Below are 17,792 nucleotides of genomic sequence, written 5' to 3' on the forward strand. Positions count from 1 at the left end.
GCAGCTTAAAAAGGCGGCACATCGTCGTAATAGAAAATTCATCTTGGTGATCACGAATGAAGCCGTACTTTACTCGGGGTTGCTGGCAAAGTACCTTGCGGCCTTTTTTAAAATGTCTCGTTCCTCCGTGACACGTTTTAACTCAGCCTCTAATTTGGCGATCTTCAGTTTTTCATCGAATGATTGAACGGATTTAGGTTTATCTGATAATTGGCTCCGCCAGTGATATAACGTTTTGGTACAAATATCTAATCGTTCAGCGACTTCAGCAACTGAATATCCACGCTCAGTAATTTGTTTAACAGCCGCTTCTTTAAACTCTTGGGTATAACGTTTGCCTTTGCTCATAAAACACCTCTTATTAGAAGTTACAATGTAACTTAGTGGGTGTCTAGCAAACTATGGGAAGTCCACCATGCGATTAATTATGAGTACAGATAGACAACAAACGTGACTCCGAAGCAAACAATAGCGCACGCCAATAGTAGTAAGAGAGATTCTTGATTTGCAGATGTGAAATCAACACCAAATGCCGATATTTTTGTAGAAACCAGGCCAACTTTGGCGATTACAACGCCGACTACTGCAGCGGCGAGTAAGTTCCTACGAGCTTTCCTTGTAGTCTCGTTAAGAGGCCCTCGTAACCTATCTGAAAATGGATTGGAATTACTCATATCTCTCCTGGCCTGCTAACGCCTCATTAAGAGGCTAAAAATTGTTGGCCAAAATCAGCGAGGCACGAGCAATGGCCAACGGTTTTTAGTCCTACTTGAATGACTTGTTAACTGTACTTGCGTGCGCTAACATTATGTTTCTAAACTCATTTTCTACTTCTTCAATTGCTGGATTTACTAGTAATTTTACTTTTTCCCAAGAATCATCACGTATTGTATCTGTTTCACTTATTTCGTGATCCTCATACACACGTAAAGTAGCTAAGAATTGTGCTGCGGTATGTCCTACTTCGCTGAATACATTTTCAATTTTATTGCACAAATCAGGCTCTAAAAATATTCTTGATTTTCTAAAGTAATGACCTGAATCCATTATATCGTCATAATATTTTTGTGCATTAGATCGAATATCTTGAGGATTCCTAGAAGCAGTAATAAACCACAAGGAATTAGAGGCTTGCCTTTGAATTTCCATTAGGCTTTCATAAACCGTTTTTAATATTTCAACGCGCTGAGTAAAAAGCATGCTGTGTTCTGTTTGAAACTTAGTGGAGATTAAACTTAATTCGTTTTTTAACTTTTCAATTTCGCTGTCTTTTTCTTTTGCTAATGAGTTTTTGAATGACTCTAAGCCTTGTGCAAGATCATTTTTATGTTGCTCTAAAGCAGTCATATTTTCATTTTTTTGTTGCTCTAATAGGCGATTGGCCCAAATTTTACCAAGCCAAGAACTAAAACCAAAGATTATTCCTCCAGCCCCTCCAATCGAAATTATTATTGCAGCTACAATATTTATAATATCAGATAGATTCATGTTATCCCTGTACAGTTAACAGCTTATTGAACCCCACTTTGGTGGTTTATAACACCCCAAAACGGCGCATATTACATTGTTCGATATTTACGCTAAATAACTCTATTAGTAACAACTAGCTACAAGAGTTATCCAATGACCTTTGTTATTTAACCCCAAAACAACTTTTAATAATGTTATGGGACAAAACTCAAATTACTGTTCCTATACACAGCAATTAATTCTATTTTTTCATCCCAACCTATAACTAAACGGTTTATCAAATTACCATTCATTTTTAAACCTTGTATCGTTCTCGCAAGGTTTTCCATCGCCATCACCATCCATTTTTGTGTTCGGGCAGTTATTAATAAAAAACACAGCCTCTGCACGTGAAGTCATTTGGCTACAGTGCTGCCTGCCATCGCAAGTAAAGTTTTGTGAGCTTTGAGGAATCACAATTTTAGGGTATTGCTCATCAAACGTGGCTAAATCGGCGTTAGTAATAACAGGTGTGTGGTTATTAAATTGCTCGTTACTTTTATAATGGCTGTATTTATTAAATGCGACAAAACCAAGTACAGCGATAATACTAATTGAGGCGACTTTGCCTAAAAAACTATCAGTAAAATTAGATTTAGCAACCCGATGATGGTTTGATTTTTTAGGCGTGATTTTAAGTGCAGCGACGCCTTCTATGCGGCAATTAACGGCTTTTGATTTACCATCGGGCTGTGTAGCCACTTCAAAATAAATAGTGTCGCCCACTTTTGGCTTGCGGCTCATGTGTTTGAGTGCTGAAATGTGTATAAAGGTGTCGTGCGCTTGGGTGTCTGATTTAATAAAACCAAAGCCCTTTTCGTCATTCCACGCTTTTAACAATCCTTTGTTCATGTATTTACCTGTGCTGATTAAGCTGCGATTACGCAAATTCCATTTAAGTTAACGCTTGTTAGTATACGTTCCTAAATTAGGACGATGCAACCAAATATTCATACTAGGTTAATTTAAATGCGTCAATTAGTTGGTAAAACACCTAACCGTATAGGGAAAATACCGTGCTTTAAGCTATAAAAAACCAGAAAAAAATAGCCTGTTTTATTTTATACATTACGGCCATTTGTCCTTTATTATTCTACTGCTAACTTTTGCCACCCCACTAGCTTAACAGCTTGTTTACACACGGTTTTGTTATTAGTTATTTCTATCTGAATTAAGCGTTTTTAGTGTGATTTTTCATTCGTTATTTACTTAATTTATCTATACAATTCACACCTTATTTTTACGCTCAGATTTTAAGTGATAATCGCATGCTACTAACCGTTGTTTATATTATTGGTATTACCGCAGAAGCCATGACCGGCGCACTTAGCGCTGGGCGAATGAAAATGGATTGGTTTGGCGTTGTACTAGTTGCAAGTGCAACAGCCATTGGTGGTGGTAGCGTACGAGATATATTACTTGGCAATTACCCCCTTACCTGGGTTCAGCACCCGGAGTATTTATTAATTACCTGTATTGCCGGTATTATCACTACGTGGCTGGCTAAGTGGGTGGTTAAATTTAAAGGCATTTTTATGCGCTTAGATGCGCTGGGCCTTGCGGCGTTTAGTATTATTGGCTGCCAAGTTGGGCTAAATATGGGTCTGCATTATGGTATTTGTGCAGTGGCTGCGGTTGTAACCGGTGTATTTGGTGGATTACTGCGAGATTTAATATGCCGCCAAGCGCCGCTTGTATTACATAACGAGCTTTACGCGAGTGTATCGTTACTGGTTGCCTGCTTATACTTGGCACTGCACCATTACAATATTGATGACAACATCAGCATTATTGTAAGCCTTGTTGCAGGCTACTTAATACGTATGGCATCAATACGTTTTAAATGGCGTCTACCTACCTTTAGTTTGTTAGAGCAGCACGCTAAATAAAAATACGCTTTACTACAAAATAAGGCAGGTATTAAACCTGCCTTATTTAATATAAGTACTAGCGCCTTACTTTATTGCTCGCTTACATCACTCAGCGCCGTTTTTAACCCGCTTTTATTTTGCTTTAGTACACTAAAACTGCCATCGGTTTCTAGCACCACGGCGGCTACATCTTCTATGGCTAAAATACCCGCGCCACGAATCGCCGCGCGAATTTCTGATTTTGTTACCCGCTGCGATTTAAGAGCCGCCGTGCAGTATTCACCCTCACTTAGTAACAGCGTAGGCTCTGCTTTTATAAGCGAAGCAAATGTAGATGAGCGTACACTTAGCCACGTAATAAAATATTGCAGCCCTATTAACACAATAAACGCGAGCATGCCCTCTAGCAGCGCAACGCTTTTTGTAATGATCACCGAGGCTAAAATAGAACCCAGCGCAATAGTGACAATAAAATCAAACACATTCCATTTAGAAAGCGTACGCTTACCCGATATACGCAGCCAAAATACCAGCGCGATATAACCCAACACGCCAATAATAAGTACGCGTATTAAGCCCTGCATATCATCAAAAAACATAGTCACTCCTTTATATGCGATATTTACTTTGTGTAAGTAGTTCCTGCAATAGTTATTTAAACCCTACAGGGCACTTAGTTAAATAACGATGAATAAAGCGCTTTATTTTATTTTGCTAATTGTTTTAAAAACTTAATTTTACTGAGCATCGTACTGTGTTTATCGACATAGCCAGCTATGTGATAGCCATTTGTGATTAACATAGTAAGCATTTGAGGAAACCGGTTCATCGATTTTACGTGTATATGGGTATAGCCTTGCTCAGCGGCCCATTGCTCCTGCTGAATAAGTAGCTTTTTAGCTATACCCAGCCTTCGGTATTTAAAATGTACGCCACCAAGCCAGCTGTAAAATTGCGTAGTTGATTGTTCATAGCCAATTTTAAAACCGACTAATTCATTTTCATGATAGGCCACTAATATAAGTGCTTTTTTATTATTTAAGCGACTATCCAAAGCTTGGTTATCAATAGTGGTTAAAAGTTCGGGAATATGTTTACTTACAGCGGTTATATCCTTAAATGTGCCCGTGCTTATTGTGATGGCCATGTACTTCCTTATTTTAAAATTGCGCTATGTAATTTAAACGACGGTTGATTATAATAATTTAAGCATTATATCTCTATTTTCGCTTCTTAATTTATACAAAGGATTACCATGTCTAGCTATAACGAATCGCCAGAGCAAATTGAACAAGCCACTAAAGGCTATGTGATGCAACAAACTATGTTGCGTATTAAAGATCCCAAACCGTCGCTCGAATTCTATCAAAATGTATTAGGTATGAAGCTATTAGGTAAGTATGACTTTCCTGAAATGAAGTTTACGCTGTACTTTTTAGGCTACGAGTCAAAACAGCCGCAAGGTGATGACAAAACCAAAGCTAAATGGGTATTTGGTCGCCCTGCACTCATTGAGCTTACTCATAACTGGGGCACAGAAGACGACGATAGCTTTGAGGGTTACCACAGTGGCAACCAAGAGCCTAAGGGCTTTGGCCATATTGGTATTAGCGTACCCGATGTATACGCAGCCAGCGAGCGCTTTGCAAAGTACGATGTAGAGTTTGTTAAAAAGCCAGATGATGGCTCAATGAAGGGCTTAGCATTTATAAAAGACCCCGACGGCTACTGGATAGAAATACTTTCACCTGAGGGCATTACCGATATTATTTTTGGTAAATAACCTGAACGCTTGATAAACCAGTCAGCACATACTAAAAAGCCAGCTATTAAGCTGGCTTTTGTGTTTTAAATAAGGGTTACTTATTTACGTAGTGCGTCTATTCGCGCATCAAGTGGTGGGTGAGATGAAAACAGCTCAGCCATCCCTTTTCCACTTGCAATACCAAAGGCCATCATTGAGCCTTGTAATTGCGACGGGTGGTTTTGCTTTAATCGCTCAAGGGCAGAACGCATTTTGTCTGCACCTACCAATTTAGCGGCGCCACTGTCGGCAGCAAATTCGCGTTTACGGCTGTAACTTGCTACCACTATGCTTGCCAGAACACCAAATACAACTTGGAATAACATATCGAATAAAAAGTAAGACCAGCTGCTACCGCCCTCTTCTTCATCGCCATTTAAAAAGTTATCAACTATGCCTGCCAGTACTTTTGCGGCAAATATTACAAAGGTATTTACCACGCCTTGTATTAGCGTAAGCGTTACCATGTCGCCATTAGCAACGTGCGAGACCTCGTGGGCAAGTACGGCTTCGGCTTGGTCTTGATTCATGTTATGTAATAAACCTGTGCTTACCGCCACCAGCGAGTTGTTTTTACTTGGGCCGGTTGCAAAGGCATTCATTTCTGGGCTCTCGTAAATAGCTACTTCAGGCATGTTTATACCTGCTTTTTTAGCTTGTGCTGATACGGTTTGTACAAGCCAGTGCTCGGTTTCATTGCGCGGTTGAGTAATTACTTGTGCGCCCGTTGATTTTTTAGCAATCCACTTAGACATAAATAACGAAATAAACGAGCCACCAAAGCCAAATACTGAGGCTATAAGTAATATTCCGCCAAGGCTACGATGGCTTAAACCCAGCGCGCTCATTATTATTGAAAGCACGACACCTAATACCAACATAACCGCTAGGTTAGTTAATAAAAACAAAAATATACGTTTCATATTGTCCTCACAAAAATAGGTTTGATCACCGAACATAAAATTAAATTAGGTTAAAGCAATCATTACGCTATGACACACTATGTCATAGCGTTGAGGCTATTCTGTGACAAACTATGTCATAACGCAAGGGTTATTTTTGGGTTTATGAATAAATTTTTAAAGAGGCTTTAAAAAGAGGGAAAGTGCGGCATAACACGATATTGAAACCTCGTTATGCCATTAAAAATAACTAGTTGCGGGTGGTTTTAATACAATTGTTAATGGTTGCCATATCGGTTGGAAAACCACGCTCTGTTGCTAATAATTTAGCAACCTTAGTGATATCTTCATGGTTATGCTGCTCAAGGTAGGTCCACTGATGATGAGTGCGATGTGCATTAATGTGTTCATCATCGCTTAGTAAACCAAGTTTTGTAAATTCGGCGACTATTTCGTCGGCAGCAATTAAAGTTGATGACGCTTTTACGTTTTCGGCACGTGCATAGCTAATATGCGAATATAAACTAACATCTGCTACGCGCAAAGTGTCGTCTTCGCCAGGGATTTGCTGGCCACCAAACAAGGCATTGTTTTGTGTATTGGCACTTTTAAATGCTGGTACAAACTCGGCTACATAATCAATGGCTTTTTGACTACGTGCTTTTAATACCTGCTGATCCCACCCATTATTAATATAATTTAAATATTTATCAGGCAGTTGTGGCTGCGCCGTTTGCTCAGTAGTATCGGCTAGGCCATCGTTAAACAAGGTAATTGAGTTGGTCATACCATGAATTTGATAAAAGCCATTAGGATAAGGCGTTAGTTGTGCCATGCCCTCGGGTGTACCCCGATTACCATAAATAATAATTTCGGGTATTTGCCCGCCTGCCCCTTGCCAGTGCGTAATGTATGAGGCTTTAAATTCGACCATACGCTTGGGCTTTACGCCGACCATGTCATCAACAACACCAGTTTGAAAGCCACAGGCGTTTATAAGGTAATCTACCTCTACTGTTTGGGTTGTACTGCTTTGGTTGTTTTGGTATTCAATTTTCCATTTTGGCATTTGGCTGCCAGCACTGTTTTGCTCAACTTGGCTAACTTGCTTAACCTCAGTACTGGTAAGTACGTTCGCGTGTTCGTACTGAGCAAGGGCCAGTTGCGCACTGGCCGATAACCTAAAAATATTCCAGCCGTATTCTTGAGCAACAATTAGCGGGTATTTTACTTTGTTTAAGTTTAAGTGCTTAGCTACGGGGATCATCCATTCATCAAGCGTTTTAGGCTGTGCAACTTGCTCTTTTTTACTCAGCGCTATCATTTGCTCATGGCCATACAACTGATAGTAATTATCAGGTTCGCCAAGCACCTTGTTATTGCAATCTTGTTCAACGAGTTCTTTATATGCGTTGGTAATTTTGTCTAAACGTGGCAGTAAATCGTCGGGTGAATCGTCATCGCGTGTTGGTACTGCAAACACGGTTGGGCGCACGTCTATGGTGTAGGGGTATAGGCGTAAAATATCAATACATTGTTTGAGTAAGTCTATGCAGTCTTCGTCTGGTATTTCACGGTATAAGTTACCGCCCGCATGTAAATGACACATGGGCGGGCCATCTATTAGTGACTTTTTTTTCTCAAAAATAGTGGTTTGAATACCAAGCGCAGCCAAACGTATAGCTATTGTTGCTCCCGCTGTGCCGCCACCTAAAATGCCCACACGGGTTTTAGGCTGAGTACTTTGCGGTACTTGCGGCTCTGCCGTGACCTGTGTGTTTTGAGCATAGCGTTTAATATATGGGTGCGTCATATAGCGGGTTATTTCCTTAGTAACAAAAGCTGGAACCTTTAATATGTGTACTAAAGTAGGTAAATTCAAGGCGTAAATACAATTAATAAGCTCATGTATTTAATATAAAAAACTGCTTTGCATTTAAAAACGCAAAGCAGCCAAAATTAGCCCTGTATACTGAGGGTATTAAGTAAGGTTTTGTATATTTGTAGTTTAGGGGTTTGCTCGCTGTATGGGCTTATAGCCAAAATAGGAAATGGCAAGCGTGCTTTTAACGAATCAAGGTTAGCTTGATACTCGTCCATATTTGGCTCTACTTGGTTGGCAATCCAGCCTACACAGTTTATGCCTAAACTTTGCATATGGGCAGCGGTAAGTAAGGCATGGTTTAAGCAGCCTAGTTTCATGCCTACGACTAAAATTACCGGAAGTTGCTCAGCTTTAACCCAATCGTATAAATAATCGGTGTTATTAATTGGTAGTGCCCAACCACCCGCGCCTTCGGTTAGGTGATAATCGGCTCCTTGTTGTTTAAGGGTTGCGTACGCTGTGCTTAATTTATCAAGCGTAATAGTGACCCCTACTTGCTCTGCTGCTATATGCGGTGCAATAGGTGGTGCAAAGGCAAACGGATTTATTACATCGTATTTGGCACTTACAGTGGCGCTTTCCATTAGCATAAGTGCATCGGCGTTTACTAGCTGCTCAAACGCCATTTCGCAGCCTGCGGCAAGTGGTTTAAAACCAATTGCGTTTTTTTTATGTTGGGCGAGTAGCTTTAACAGCAAACTAGTAACGTGGGTTTTTCCGGCGTCGGTGTCGGTACCGGTAATAAAAAATTCTTTCATTTTACTGCCTTGATCAATTTTAACGTGTGCTACTTACGTATTTGTAATCGGTTTTTTTAAAGATAACAATACCACATGGTAAGATACACACGCTTGATTGTTTAAAAGCGGATACGCATTGCACACCCGTTGCAAAGCCGACTTAGTTAATAGCCCTTGGCGTGAGTTAGCATGGTTTTGCGTTGTAGCACCAATGGCTTTAATAGATTTAATGGCTTTTAACGGGCTTGAATAACAATCGGTATAAATTACTTTTTGTGAGCTATTAATACTAAACCCCGCTTTTTGGACCAACTGGTTTATATAAGCATGTGTATTAAAGGTATTTATATGGCTGCGGTTATCAAGCGCTGCAAACGCTGTTTTTATTTCATTAAGCGAGCCCGCAACCACTGTGCTTATATAAGCCTGCCCGCCAGGCTTTAAGCTTTTATAAAGCGCCTGCATTAATTTTTCAAAATTGGCCGACCATTGCACTGCAAAGTTACTAAATACAACGTCAATACTGTTGGCTTGAAGCGGCAGGTTATCCATATCGGCGCAAATTTTCGCCGTGGTTAATAGCGAACTTTTAAGCATGTTTAAGCTTAAATCTATGGCGATTACTTGGCCGTATTGATTGTTTAGCCGTGCAGTATTAACCAGCGGACCAGCCCCTAAATCAACACATAATTTATTTTGGTTGTGTGGCTGGTTGTTTATTAATTTAAATAGGTCGTTTGATGCCTGTTTTTGTACATTTGCATGGCTGTTGTATTGCTCAGCTGCTTTAGAGAACTTATTACTTGCCCCCTTTTTAAGGGCTGAATGAGGGCAAACTTGCTCAGCATTTATAGCTGAAAGCGCCGGCTTTTTATTTACAGTTTGCGCACTGTGGTTATCAGTTAAGGCCTGCGCAATCATGCTATTGCGCCTTTTAAGTGCTCAACAAGTGTAGTTATATCTGCATGGGTATGCGCTGCAGTTAAAGTAACACGTAACCGCGCGGTATTATGCGCAACAGTAGGCGGGCGAATAGCCGTTAACCAAATACCCTGCTGTTTAAGCTTTTGCGCTGCGTGCAAGGTTTGCTCGGCGCAGCCAAGTACAATGGGCTGAATAGCAGTGTCTGAGTCCATTACAGCAATAGCGTGGTGTTTACAAAGCTGCTTAAAAAAAGCAATGTTACTACTAAGCTGCTGGCGTTTAGTATCTGCGCGCTTTATGGCTTGCAAGCGCGTAAGCGTAAGGGCTGCCATAAGTGGCGACATAGCCGTTGAATAGGTGTAGTCGCGATTAAACTGCAGCATGTAATTAATTAATTGGTTATTTGAAAGTACACAGGCCCCGCTACTTGCCACCGCTTTTCCAAAGGTAATAACCAGTATTTCAGGCAGTGCTAAGCCCTCATCCAACAATGCCTCGCAGCTACCTAAACCGGTTTTACCTAATGCGCCAAAACCATGTGCATCATCAATCATAAGCCAAGCATTGTGCTCTTTAGCTAAAGCAAGCAGCTCTTTTATGGGGGCGGTGTCGCCATCCATCGAAAACACCCCCTCGCTAATAATCAGCTTATTGTGTGCTTTTGATTTTTCGAGCCGCGAACGTAAGTGTTTTAAATCGTTATGATTAAAGCGCACTAGTGCGGCATTTGAGTGCATTGCACCATCAATTAAACTGGCGTGGTTTAGCTTATCTTGAAAAATTGCACTGTTTTGTGCAGCATTTTTATCACTAAACAGCGCTTTAATTACACTGCTATTTGCACTAAACCCCGAGTTAAACACCATGCCAGCTTCGTAGCCAAGTGCGCTACATAAGTATTGCTCTAACTCTTGTTGCTGCGCCTGATAGCCAGTAACTAAGGGAGAGCTGTGGCTACCAAGTAGGTTGTTTTGCTCAAGCTTTATACTGCAATCACCAAAGCCTAAGTAATCATTACTGGCAAAGTTAAGGTAAGTTGCGTTATTTACCGTAATGGTACGTGCTGTAGCGCGTTGCACCACATGGCGTTTGCGTAATAACGCATCTTGCTGGCGCGCTTGAATATGCGTATTTATAAATTCAAATGGCATAAAGGCTAGGCTTACGCTTCGTAGAATAGTTCAGACGTCGCTTTATCAGCTACTTGCGATGAAAGTGATGCGGCAACGGCTTCGTCTGAGTAGTCTTGGTGTTTTTCTGGGTTCATGCCTAACTTTTTAATAAGCTTCATGTCGGCATCGGCCTCTGGGTTTTCTGTTGTTAATAGCTTATCACCATAAAATATTGAGTTAGCACCTGCAAAAAAACACATCGACTGCATTTGCTCGTTCATGGCGCTGCGCCCTGCCGATAAACGCACGTAGCTGTGTGGCATCATAATACGGGCAGTTGCTATGGTGCGTATAAATTCAAAATGATCTAAATCGTCTACGTTTTCAAGCGGTGTGCCTTTTACTTTTACCAGCATATTAATAGGTACGCTTTCTGGTTGCTGTGGTAAATTTGCCAATTGCATTAATAAACCGTATCGGTCTGCAGGTTGCTCGCCCATCCCTACAATACCACCTGAACATACTTTCATGCCGGCATCACGAACGTGATCTATGGTATTTAATCTGTCTTCAAAGGTACGGGTCGATATAATTTGTTCGTAATATTCAGGCGAGGTGTCGAGGTTATGGTTGTAATAATCAAGGCCTGCATTACTTAGTTCATGTGCTTTTTCGTTGGTAAGTTTACCAAGGGTCATACAAGTTTCTAGGCCGAGTTCTTTTACTTCTTTTACCATTTTGGAAATATAGGGCATGTCTCTGTCTTTTGGATCTGACCAGGCTGCGCCCATACAAAAACGCGTCGCGCCTTTTTGTTTAGCTAGGCGTGCTTGTTCTACCACTTTTTCTACTTCGATTAAGCGCTCGCGCTCTAAGTCGGTTTTATAATGCCCCGATTGTGGACAATATTTACAGTCTTCTGGGCAAGCGCCTGTTTTAATAGATAGTAAAGTAGATATTTGTACTTCGTTAGGATTAAAATTAGCGCGATGAACCGAGGCCGCTTTAAACAATAAGTCGTTAAATGGCATTTCAAATAATGCTTTTACTTCTGCGTGGGTCCAATCGTGGCGAACAGGTGCATGTTCCATAGTAGTCTCTTATTTTTCTCAGTGGTGATGTTGGATTAGTCTACGTCTTGAAGTACCATTGTCAACGAAACTCACCACCCCAAAGTTTACACATGAATAAAAAACAATCGATTGACCTAGATTTTGATCGTGATCACATTTGGCACCCCTACACATCTATGACACAGCCTATCCCTGTGTACCCTGTTACTCATGCCAAACACAATATAATTTACCTAGAAACCGGCGAGCAACTCATTGATGGCATGGCCTCATGGTGGAGCGCAATTCATGGCTATAATCACCCAGTATTAAATAACGCCATGATTGAACAAATTAATAGTATGAGCCATGTGATGTTTGGCGGCATTACCCATAACAGCGCGGTAGAGCTGTGTAAAAGGCTTATTACAATTACCCCACCCAGTTTAACTAAAGTATTTTTAGCCGATAGTGGTTCGGTTAGTGTAGAAGTAGCCATAAAAATGGCGCTGCAATATTGGCTAAGCCAAGGCATTACCAGCAAGCAAAAGTTAATGACGCCGTATAAGGGTTACCATGGCGATACGTTTGCCGCTATGAGCGTGTGCGATCCGGTTAATTCTATGCACAGTTTGTATAAAGGTTTTTTACCTGATCATGTGTTTGTACCTGCCCCTGTAAGTAAATTTGATGGCGATTTTGACCAAGCAGAAGCACAAACGCTAGAGCGCTACTTTAAAGCGCACCACCACGAGGTAGCCGCTTTTATAATTGAGCCTATTGTACAAAATGCCGGAGGCATGAACTTTTATCACCCCGCGTATTTGGCCTGCGTTCGTAAATTATGCACGCAATATAATGTTTTACTGATTTGCGATGAAATAGCCACTGGGTTTGGCCGCACAGGTAAATTATTTGCTGTAGAGCACGCTAATATCGAACCCGATATTATGTGTATAGGTAAAGCACTTACCGGAGGCTCAATGACCCTCTCAGCTACGCTTACCAGTAATAAAATAGCCACAGGTATTAGCGAGGGGGAGGCCGGCGTTTTGATGCACGGACCTACTTTTATGGGGAACCCCCTTGCCTGTGCAGTGGCGTGCGCCAGTATAGATTTGCTCCTAGCGCAAAACTGGCAGCAACGCATTAGCGATATAAATACGCAACTACAACAACTTAATAAGTGTAATGAATTAGATGCTGTAGCCAATGTACGTACTTTAGGTGCTATAGGCGTTGTAGAGCTAACTGATGTTGCTGGGAGTGTGGATGTTGCAAAAATTCAAGCTTACTTTGTTGAGCAAGGCGTATGGATTCGCCCGTTTGGCAAACTTATTTATCTAATGCCCCCGTATATTAGCGACTCAGCCAGTATAAAAACCCTATGCGATGCTATTTACAAAGCTATTGCTGGTAAGCATTACTGCTAAGCGTTAAATTATACCTAAGAAGCAGAGCCATCATTTGCCTGTTAGGTATTAATTTTGCTCAGGTTTTGAGCTTTTTATTAGCGTATTAGTTATATTGATTTTAGTAAATATTACGGATATGATAATGTCTATCATTTACAATTACCTTTTCGGACTCTCTACTATGAAACACCTTTCTAAATCTGTAAAAACACTAGGTGCAAGCCTATTGTTAGCTTCTGCTTTTGCTACACAGCCTGTGCTAGCTAACGGCCCAATTGGTGAGCACGTAAACCACTTACAAGAAAACATTAAAGACTATTCAGAAGAAGTTGAATGGATGGTTGGTAAAGTCGACACCATGGTAACTGACTACAGCAAAAACGGTGCTAAAGCAGTTAAAAGTGATGATTTAATTGAGTATTGGGAGTCGGTTAAGTTTCATAGTGCTATTGAAACTAACTACGTACCCGTGTACGCCTCTATTTGGCAAGGAATTTATGGCGTAAAAATGGCTATTGATAACAACAAGCCTGCCCAAGAAGTGCGCAAACAGCAAAAAGCCATGAACATAGCCTTGTGGCAAGGTCTTGGTGCTGTTAAGCTTGCCGCAAAATTCCAGCAAAATGGCTTACTTGAAACAGTTAAAGCCACTGCAACAGAAGGCATGACCCAAAGTGCCACAATTGACGAAATCAAGCATAAGCTTGACCGTGTTGTTGCTAAGTTTGCAGAGCGCTTAAACGAAGAAGCCACTGAAATTGTTCACGATACGTATTTACACCTGTTTGAAGGCGTAGAAGGTACGCTTATTGAACAAGATGCAAAACTAGTAGAAGTACTGGAAAAAGATTTTAACGTAACACTTCCACAAACTATTAAAAGCGCTAAAAGCGTTGATGAAGTACGTGACGTGGTAAGTGATATGCACACTAAATTAGACCGCGCTAAAACGCTAATTGAAAAAGCGGAGAAGTCGCGTAAGGATGTTTTTTAAGTGAAGCGTAGGACCTTTATACAAGGCCTAGCTGCGTTAGGGGTTGTTGGCGCTATGCCACTGCCCCTTTCTCGCGCACTAGCTGCCGATATAGCAAACCCAGTGTCTGTTGATAATTTACCAAAGCTTAAAGGTGATTTAACCTTATACCTTGGCCGTGGTGAAGGTGGTTTGTATGAAAATGTATTACAAGCGATTCAGAAAAAAAATCCCGATTTTAATTTAGCTATTCGCCGAGGTCCAACCGCTGCGCTTGCCAATACCATAGTAGCAGAAGCCAAAGCAGGCGTACGTAGAGCCGATTTGTTTTGGGCAGTAGACTCAGGCGCTATAGGCCTAGTGACTGATGCAGGCCTTGCAAAGCCGCTGCCTAGTGATTTATCTGCGCAATTACAGCCTCAATTTAGATACGATCAATGGGCGCCTGTAACTGGCCGTATACGTACATTACCGTATAACACGTCGCGCTTAACTAAAGATCAAATTCCTACAAGCATAATGGACATTGCAGATAGCGATTTATCAATTGGTTGGGCCCCTGCTTATGCTTCGTTTCAATCGTTTGTAACCGCTATGCGTATTTTAGAAGGCGATGATAAAACGGCTAAATGGCTTAAAAAAGTTAAAAAGCGCGCTAAAACCTACGCCGGTGAACTCGGTGTTGTTATGGCGGTTGAACGGGGCGAAGTAGATATTGGCTTTGCTAATCACTATTACACATTACGTCTAAAATCAGGTAAACCCGATGCTAAACTAGATTTAGCCTTTACCGAGCAAGATGCAGGTTGTTTAGTCAATGCCTCTGGCATACTAACGCTAAACGATGACCCGCTTGCAACCAACTTTATGCGATATTTACTAAGCGAAGAAGTGCAAGGTTATTTAACCCGCGAAGCTTACGAAATACCGCTGGTTAATGGTATTACTCAACCTCAAGGTTTACCATCGCTAAGTGATATATCTCCACCAAAAGTTGATTTAACGCAACTTGCGGATTTACGCCCTACCATCAACTTGATGCGCAACAACGGCGTTTTATAAATGCGAATACCTGCTTCTTACCCAATGGCGCTGCTTGCAGCGCTCATTACGATTACCCCTGTTTATATTTTAATTACCCTTGCTAGCGACACCAGTACCCTTTTTGACAGTCATAACTTAAAAATACTGGGCAATACGTTATCGCTAATGGGATTGACCGTATTAGGTTCAATTCTAATTGGGGTGCCACTGGCTTTTATTAGTGCATATGTGCATTTGCCTTTTAAGAAAATATGGCTGGTAATTTTTGCCGCGCCATTGGCTATTCCAAGTTATATTGGCGCATTTACTTTATATGCTGCGTTTGGCCCAGGCGGTGAAATAAATAATCTACTTGGCTTTGAAACCCCACCCATGTACGGGTTAAGTGGTGCAGCCATTGTAATGACCTTATATACATTTCCTTTTGTAATGATGACCACACGCTCATCTTTACTTAGTTTAGATGCCAGCATGGTAAACGCAGCGCGTACTTTGGGTATGTCGATGACACAAAGTGTGTTTAAAGTGATTTTACCTCGTGTGGTAAATGGTATTGCAGCAGGCTCGTTATTAGTAGCGCTTTATACCCTTTCGGATTTTGGTACTCCTGCCATGATGCGCTTAGATACCTTCACTCGGGTAATTTACGTAGAATACAATGCGTTTGCGTTAGGGCGTGCTGCTATGTTGTCGTTACAATTAATGGTAATTGTGGGCTTTTTACTATTAATAGAGTCACAAATAAAAACCGCCTCTGAGCGCCACGGTCGTCCACTTGTTTTGTTTCCCTCTAAATGGCAAGTAACTGCGATGATTGCTACCTTTGGCCCTATTTTATTACTCGCTATTGGTTTACCGCTGGCAATATTTTTTGTTTGGTTAGCGCGTGATGGTTACAGCAATTTTGACTTTAGCATAGCGTGGAATTCAGCCTATGCCTCAGCGATTGCCGCCATAGTGGCAGTTATTGTGGCTATTCCTGTAGCTCATGCTGCTTTAAGCGGAAAGGCCGGTAGAATTATGGAGCGTGTTACCTACTTTGGTTTTGGTATTCCCGGTATTGTAATGGGCACCGCCCTTGTTTATGGTGGTTTACAGCTGCCATTTTTATACCAAACGTTAGCGCTTTTAATTATCGCTTATATGCTTAGGTTTTTACCACTTGCCGTAGGCTCTGTTCGCACTAGCACAGAACATTTAGATCAAAGCTTAATTAAATCGGCACGCGTACTCGGTGCAAGCCCACGTGAAGCCTTTACTCGCATTACCTTACCATTAACAATGCGTGGAATTATTGCCGGCGCTGCATTAGTGTTTTTAGAGTCAATGCGCGAACTTGAAGCAACACTATTGCTAGGCCCTACCGGGTTTGAAACCCTTTCAACTTATTTATGGCGGGTCTACGAAGCCGGATATTTTGGCCGTGCTGCCATTCCCGGTTTATTGTTAGTGGTGATTTCTGCTTGTGGCTTAGCTATTATGATGTCTGGCGAAAAACGTAACCAACTCGAACATTGAGGATTTAAATACAAATGCTATCTGTAAGCCAGTTGTCTATAGATTACGGCAGTAACCGTGTTGTAAGCGATTTAAATATATCGTTAGGTGACAATGAAATTCTCATGCTAGTGGGCCCTACGGGTTGTGGTAAAAGTACAATATTGCAAGCACTTGCAGGGCTTATCCCTATCAGTGAGGGTGAAATAAACGTAGGTAAGTGGCGAGCAACGCCCACCCTCAATGTGCCTCCTGAAAAACGCAGTGTGGGCATGGTATTTCAAGATTTTGCGTTGTTCCCTCATTTAACCGTTGAGCAAAACATTTGTTTTAGATTAAAAAACACTGCCATTGCGGATCACTGGATTAAACTACTTGGTCTAAATGACTTTAGAGCAAAAAAACCAGCCACCCTCTCTGGTGGTCAAAAACAGCGTGTGGCACTTGCCCGTACACTTGCCCACCAGCCTGATTTTGTGTTGCTTGATGAGCCACTTTCTAACCTCGATGCCGCATTAAAAGATATGCTGCGCTGGGATATTAGAAATGCCCTTAAAGAAGCTGGTGTGCCTGCAGTGTGGGTTACTCATGACCAAGAAGAAGCGCTTTCTGTAGGTGATCGTGTGGGTGTATTACAAAACGGTAAAATACAGCAACTCGATAGCCCTGAACAATGTTTTAGCATGCCAAACAACCGCTTTGTGGCACGCTTTTTAGGTGAGGCAAGCTTTATTGCTGGGCAGTTTGAAAATGGCCAAGCAACCACCAGCATTGGTGTAGCACCTGGCCAAGGTGTAGACTGTGATAGTGGCGATGTAGATGTATTACTGCGTCCCGATGATGTACAGCTTATCCAAAACTTAAATCAACCTAACGGTGAAGTTGTTTGGGTACGCTTTGAAGGTGGCAGTCGTTTATGTGCGGTTAAATTAAGTTGTAACACGCTCGTTACTAGCCGTGTCAGCCACGAGGTTGTGGTCAACCCCGGCGACAGCGTTCATGTTTCAATTGTGACTACTCACCCGCTGGCTGTGTATAAAAGACAATAATTAAACGATGAGGTA

The 17,792-nt window shown here is 41.5% G+C and carries 18 protein-coding genes; 7 read left to right on the forward strand and 11 right to left on the reverse strand.

The window, feature by feature from the left end:
- Positions 1 to 69 precede the first annotated feature (69 nt).
- The 3 genes from AN389_RS09985 to AN389_RS10000 all read right to left on the reverse strand — a co-directional run bounded on the left by AN389_RS09985 (position 70) and on the right by AN389_RS10000 (position 2,361).
- Positions 70 to 348, reverse strand: a complete 279-nt coding sequence (locus AN389_RS09985) for an IS3 family transposase (protein WP_055019728.1) — start codon at positions 346 to 348, stop codon at positions 70 to 72.
- Positions 349 to 765: 417 nt separating this feature from the next.
- The gene (locus tag AN389_RS09995) at positions 766 to 1,488 is read right to left on the reverse strand and encodes a hypothetical protein (RefSeq protein ID WP_055019730.1); all 723 of its coding nucleotides are present in this window, start codon (positions 1,486 to 1,488) and stop codon (positions 766 to 768) included.
- Between the two features lie 264 nt (positions 1,489 to 1,752).
- Positions 1,753 to 2,361 (reverse strand): cold shock domain-containing protein, encoded by a 609-nt coding sequence (locus AN389_RS10000; protein ID WP_055019731.1) that lies wholly within the window; start codon positions 2,359 to 2,361, stop codon positions 1,753 to 1,755.
- A 416-nt stretch (positions 2,362 to 2,777) separates the two neighbouring features.
- Here AN389_RS10000 and AN389_RS10005 point away from each other — a divergent pair, with 416 nt between their 5' ends.
- A complete protein-coding gene (locus AN389_RS10005; protein WP_055019732.1) occupies positions 2,778 to 3,398 on the forward strand; it encodes a trimeric intracellular cation channel family protein in 621 nt (206 codons plus the stop codon).
- A 71-nt stretch (positions 3,399 to 3,469) separates the two neighbouring features.
- Here AN389_RS10005 and AN389_RS10010 read toward each other — a convergent pair whose 3' ends face one another.
- Together AN389_RS10010 and AN389_RS10015 are read right to left on the reverse strand one after the other, a co-directional pair.
- Positions 3,470 to 3,979: a DUF421 domain-containing protein gene (locus AN389_RS10010; RefSeq protein ID WP_055019733.1), complete on the reverse strand. Its 510-nt coding sequence runs from the start codon at positions 3,977 to 3,979 to the stop codon at positions 3,470 to 3,472.
- A 107-nt stretch (positions 3,980 to 4,086) separates the two neighbouring features.
- A complete protein-coding gene (locus AN389_RS10015) occupies positions 4,087 to 4,527 on the reverse strand; it encodes a GNAT family N-acetyltransferase (RefSeq protein ID WP_055019734.1) in 441 nt (146 codons plus the stop codon).
- 108 nt (positions 4,528 to 4,635) lie between these two features.
- Between AN389_RS10015 and gloA the strand changes: the two genes are divergently transcribed.
- A complete protein-coding gene (gene gloA / locus AN389_RS10020) occupies positions 4,636 to 5,163 on the forward strand; it encodes a lactoylglutathione lyase (RefSeq protein WP_055019735.1) in 528 nt (175 codons plus the stop codon).
- A gap of 80 nt (positions 5,164 to 5,243) precedes the next feature.
- Here the strand turns inward: gloA and htpX are convergent, their stop codons facing one another.
- The 6 genes from htpX to bioB all read right to left on the reverse strand — a co-directional run bounded on the left by htpX (position 5,244) and on the right by bioB (position 11,838).
- A complete protein-coding gene (gene htpX, locus AN389_RS10025; protein ID WP_055019736.1) occupies positions 5,244 to 6,107 on the reverse strand; it encodes a protease HtpX in 864 nt (287 codons plus the stop codon).
- 229 nt (positions 6,108 to 6,336) lie between these two features.
- Complete coding sequence (locus AN389_RS10030) at positions 6,337 to 7,899, reverse strand: FAD-dependent oxidoreductase (RefSeq protein WP_055019737.1); 1,563 nt, start codon at positions 7,897 to 7,899, stop codon at positions 6,337 to 6,339.
- 146 nt (positions 7,900 to 8,045) lie between these two features.
- Positions 8,046 to 8,729, reverse strand: coding sequence for a dethiobiotin synthase (gene bioD, locus AN389_RS10035; protein WP_055019738.1), 684 nt, complete (start codon positions 8,727 to 8,729; stop codon positions 8,046 to 8,048).
- 33 nt (positions 8,730 to 8,762) lie between these two features.
- Complete coding sequence (locus AN389_RS10040) at positions 8,763 to 9,632, reverse strand: methyltransferase domain-containing protein (protein WP_055019739.1); 870 nt, start codon at positions 9,630 to 9,632, stop codon at positions 8,763 to 8,765.
- Entirely contained in the window at positions 9,629 to 10,786 is a 1,158-nt protein-coding gene (locus tag AN389_RS10045; protein ID WP_055019740.1) for an 8-amino-7-oxononanoate synthase, read from the reverse strand. The genes AN389_RS10040 and AN389_RS10045 overlap by 4 nt, the downstream gene beginning before the upstream one ends.
- Positions 10,787 to 10,797: 11 nt before the next feature.
- Positions 10,798 to 11,838 carry a biotin synthase BioB gene (gene bioB, locus AN389_RS10050; RefSeq protein ID WP_055017659.1) on the reverse strand — a complete coding sequence of 347 codons (1,041 nt, stop codon included), beginning with the start codon at positions 11,836 to 11,838 and terminating at the stop codon, positions 10,798 to 10,800.
- Positions 11,839 to 11,930: 92 nt separating this feature from the next.
- Between bioB and bioA the strand changes: the two genes are divergently transcribed.
- The 5 genes from bioA to AN389_RS10075 all read left to right on the forward strand — a co-directional run bounded on the left by bioA (position 11,931) and on the right by AN389_RS10075 (position 17,777).
- A complete protein-coding gene (gene bioA, locus AN389_RS10055) occupies positions 11,931 to 13,232 on the forward strand; it encodes an adenosylmethionine--8-amino-7-oxononanoate transaminase (protein WP_055019741.1) in 1,302 nt (433 codons plus the stop codon).
- Between the two features lie 163 nt (positions 13,233 to 13,395).
- Positions 13,396 to 14,208: a hypothetical protein gene (locus tag AN389_RS10060; RefSeq protein ID WP_055019742.1), complete on the forward strand. Its 813-nt coding sequence runs from the start codon at positions 13,396 to 13,398 to the stop codon at positions 14,206 to 14,208.
- Positions 14,209 to 15,249 (forward strand): extracellular solute-binding protein, encoded by a 1,041-nt coding sequence (locus AN389_RS10065; protein WP_055019743.1) that lies wholly within the window; start codon positions 14,209 to 14,211, stop codon positions 15,247 to 15,249. It begins immediately after the preceding gene.
- Positions 15,250 to 16,749, forward strand: a complete 1,500-nt coding sequence (locus tag AN389_RS10070) for an iron ABC transporter permease (RefSeq protein WP_055017662.1) — start codon at positions 15,250 to 15,252, stop codon at positions 16,747 to 16,749.
- 14 nt (positions 16,750 to 16,763) lie between these two features.
- A complete protein-coding gene (locus AN389_RS10075; protein WP_055014841.1) occupies positions 16,764 to 17,777 on the forward strand; it encodes an ABC transporter ATP-binding protein in 1,014 nt (337 codons plus the stop codon).
- Positions 17,778 to 17,792: the final 15 nt, after the last annotated feature.

This window comes from Pseudoalteromonas sp. P1-7a, from assembly GCF_001401855.1.
Classification (GTDB): Bacteria; Pseudomonadota; Gammaproteobacteria; order Enterobacterales; family Alteromonadaceae; genus Pseudoalteromonas.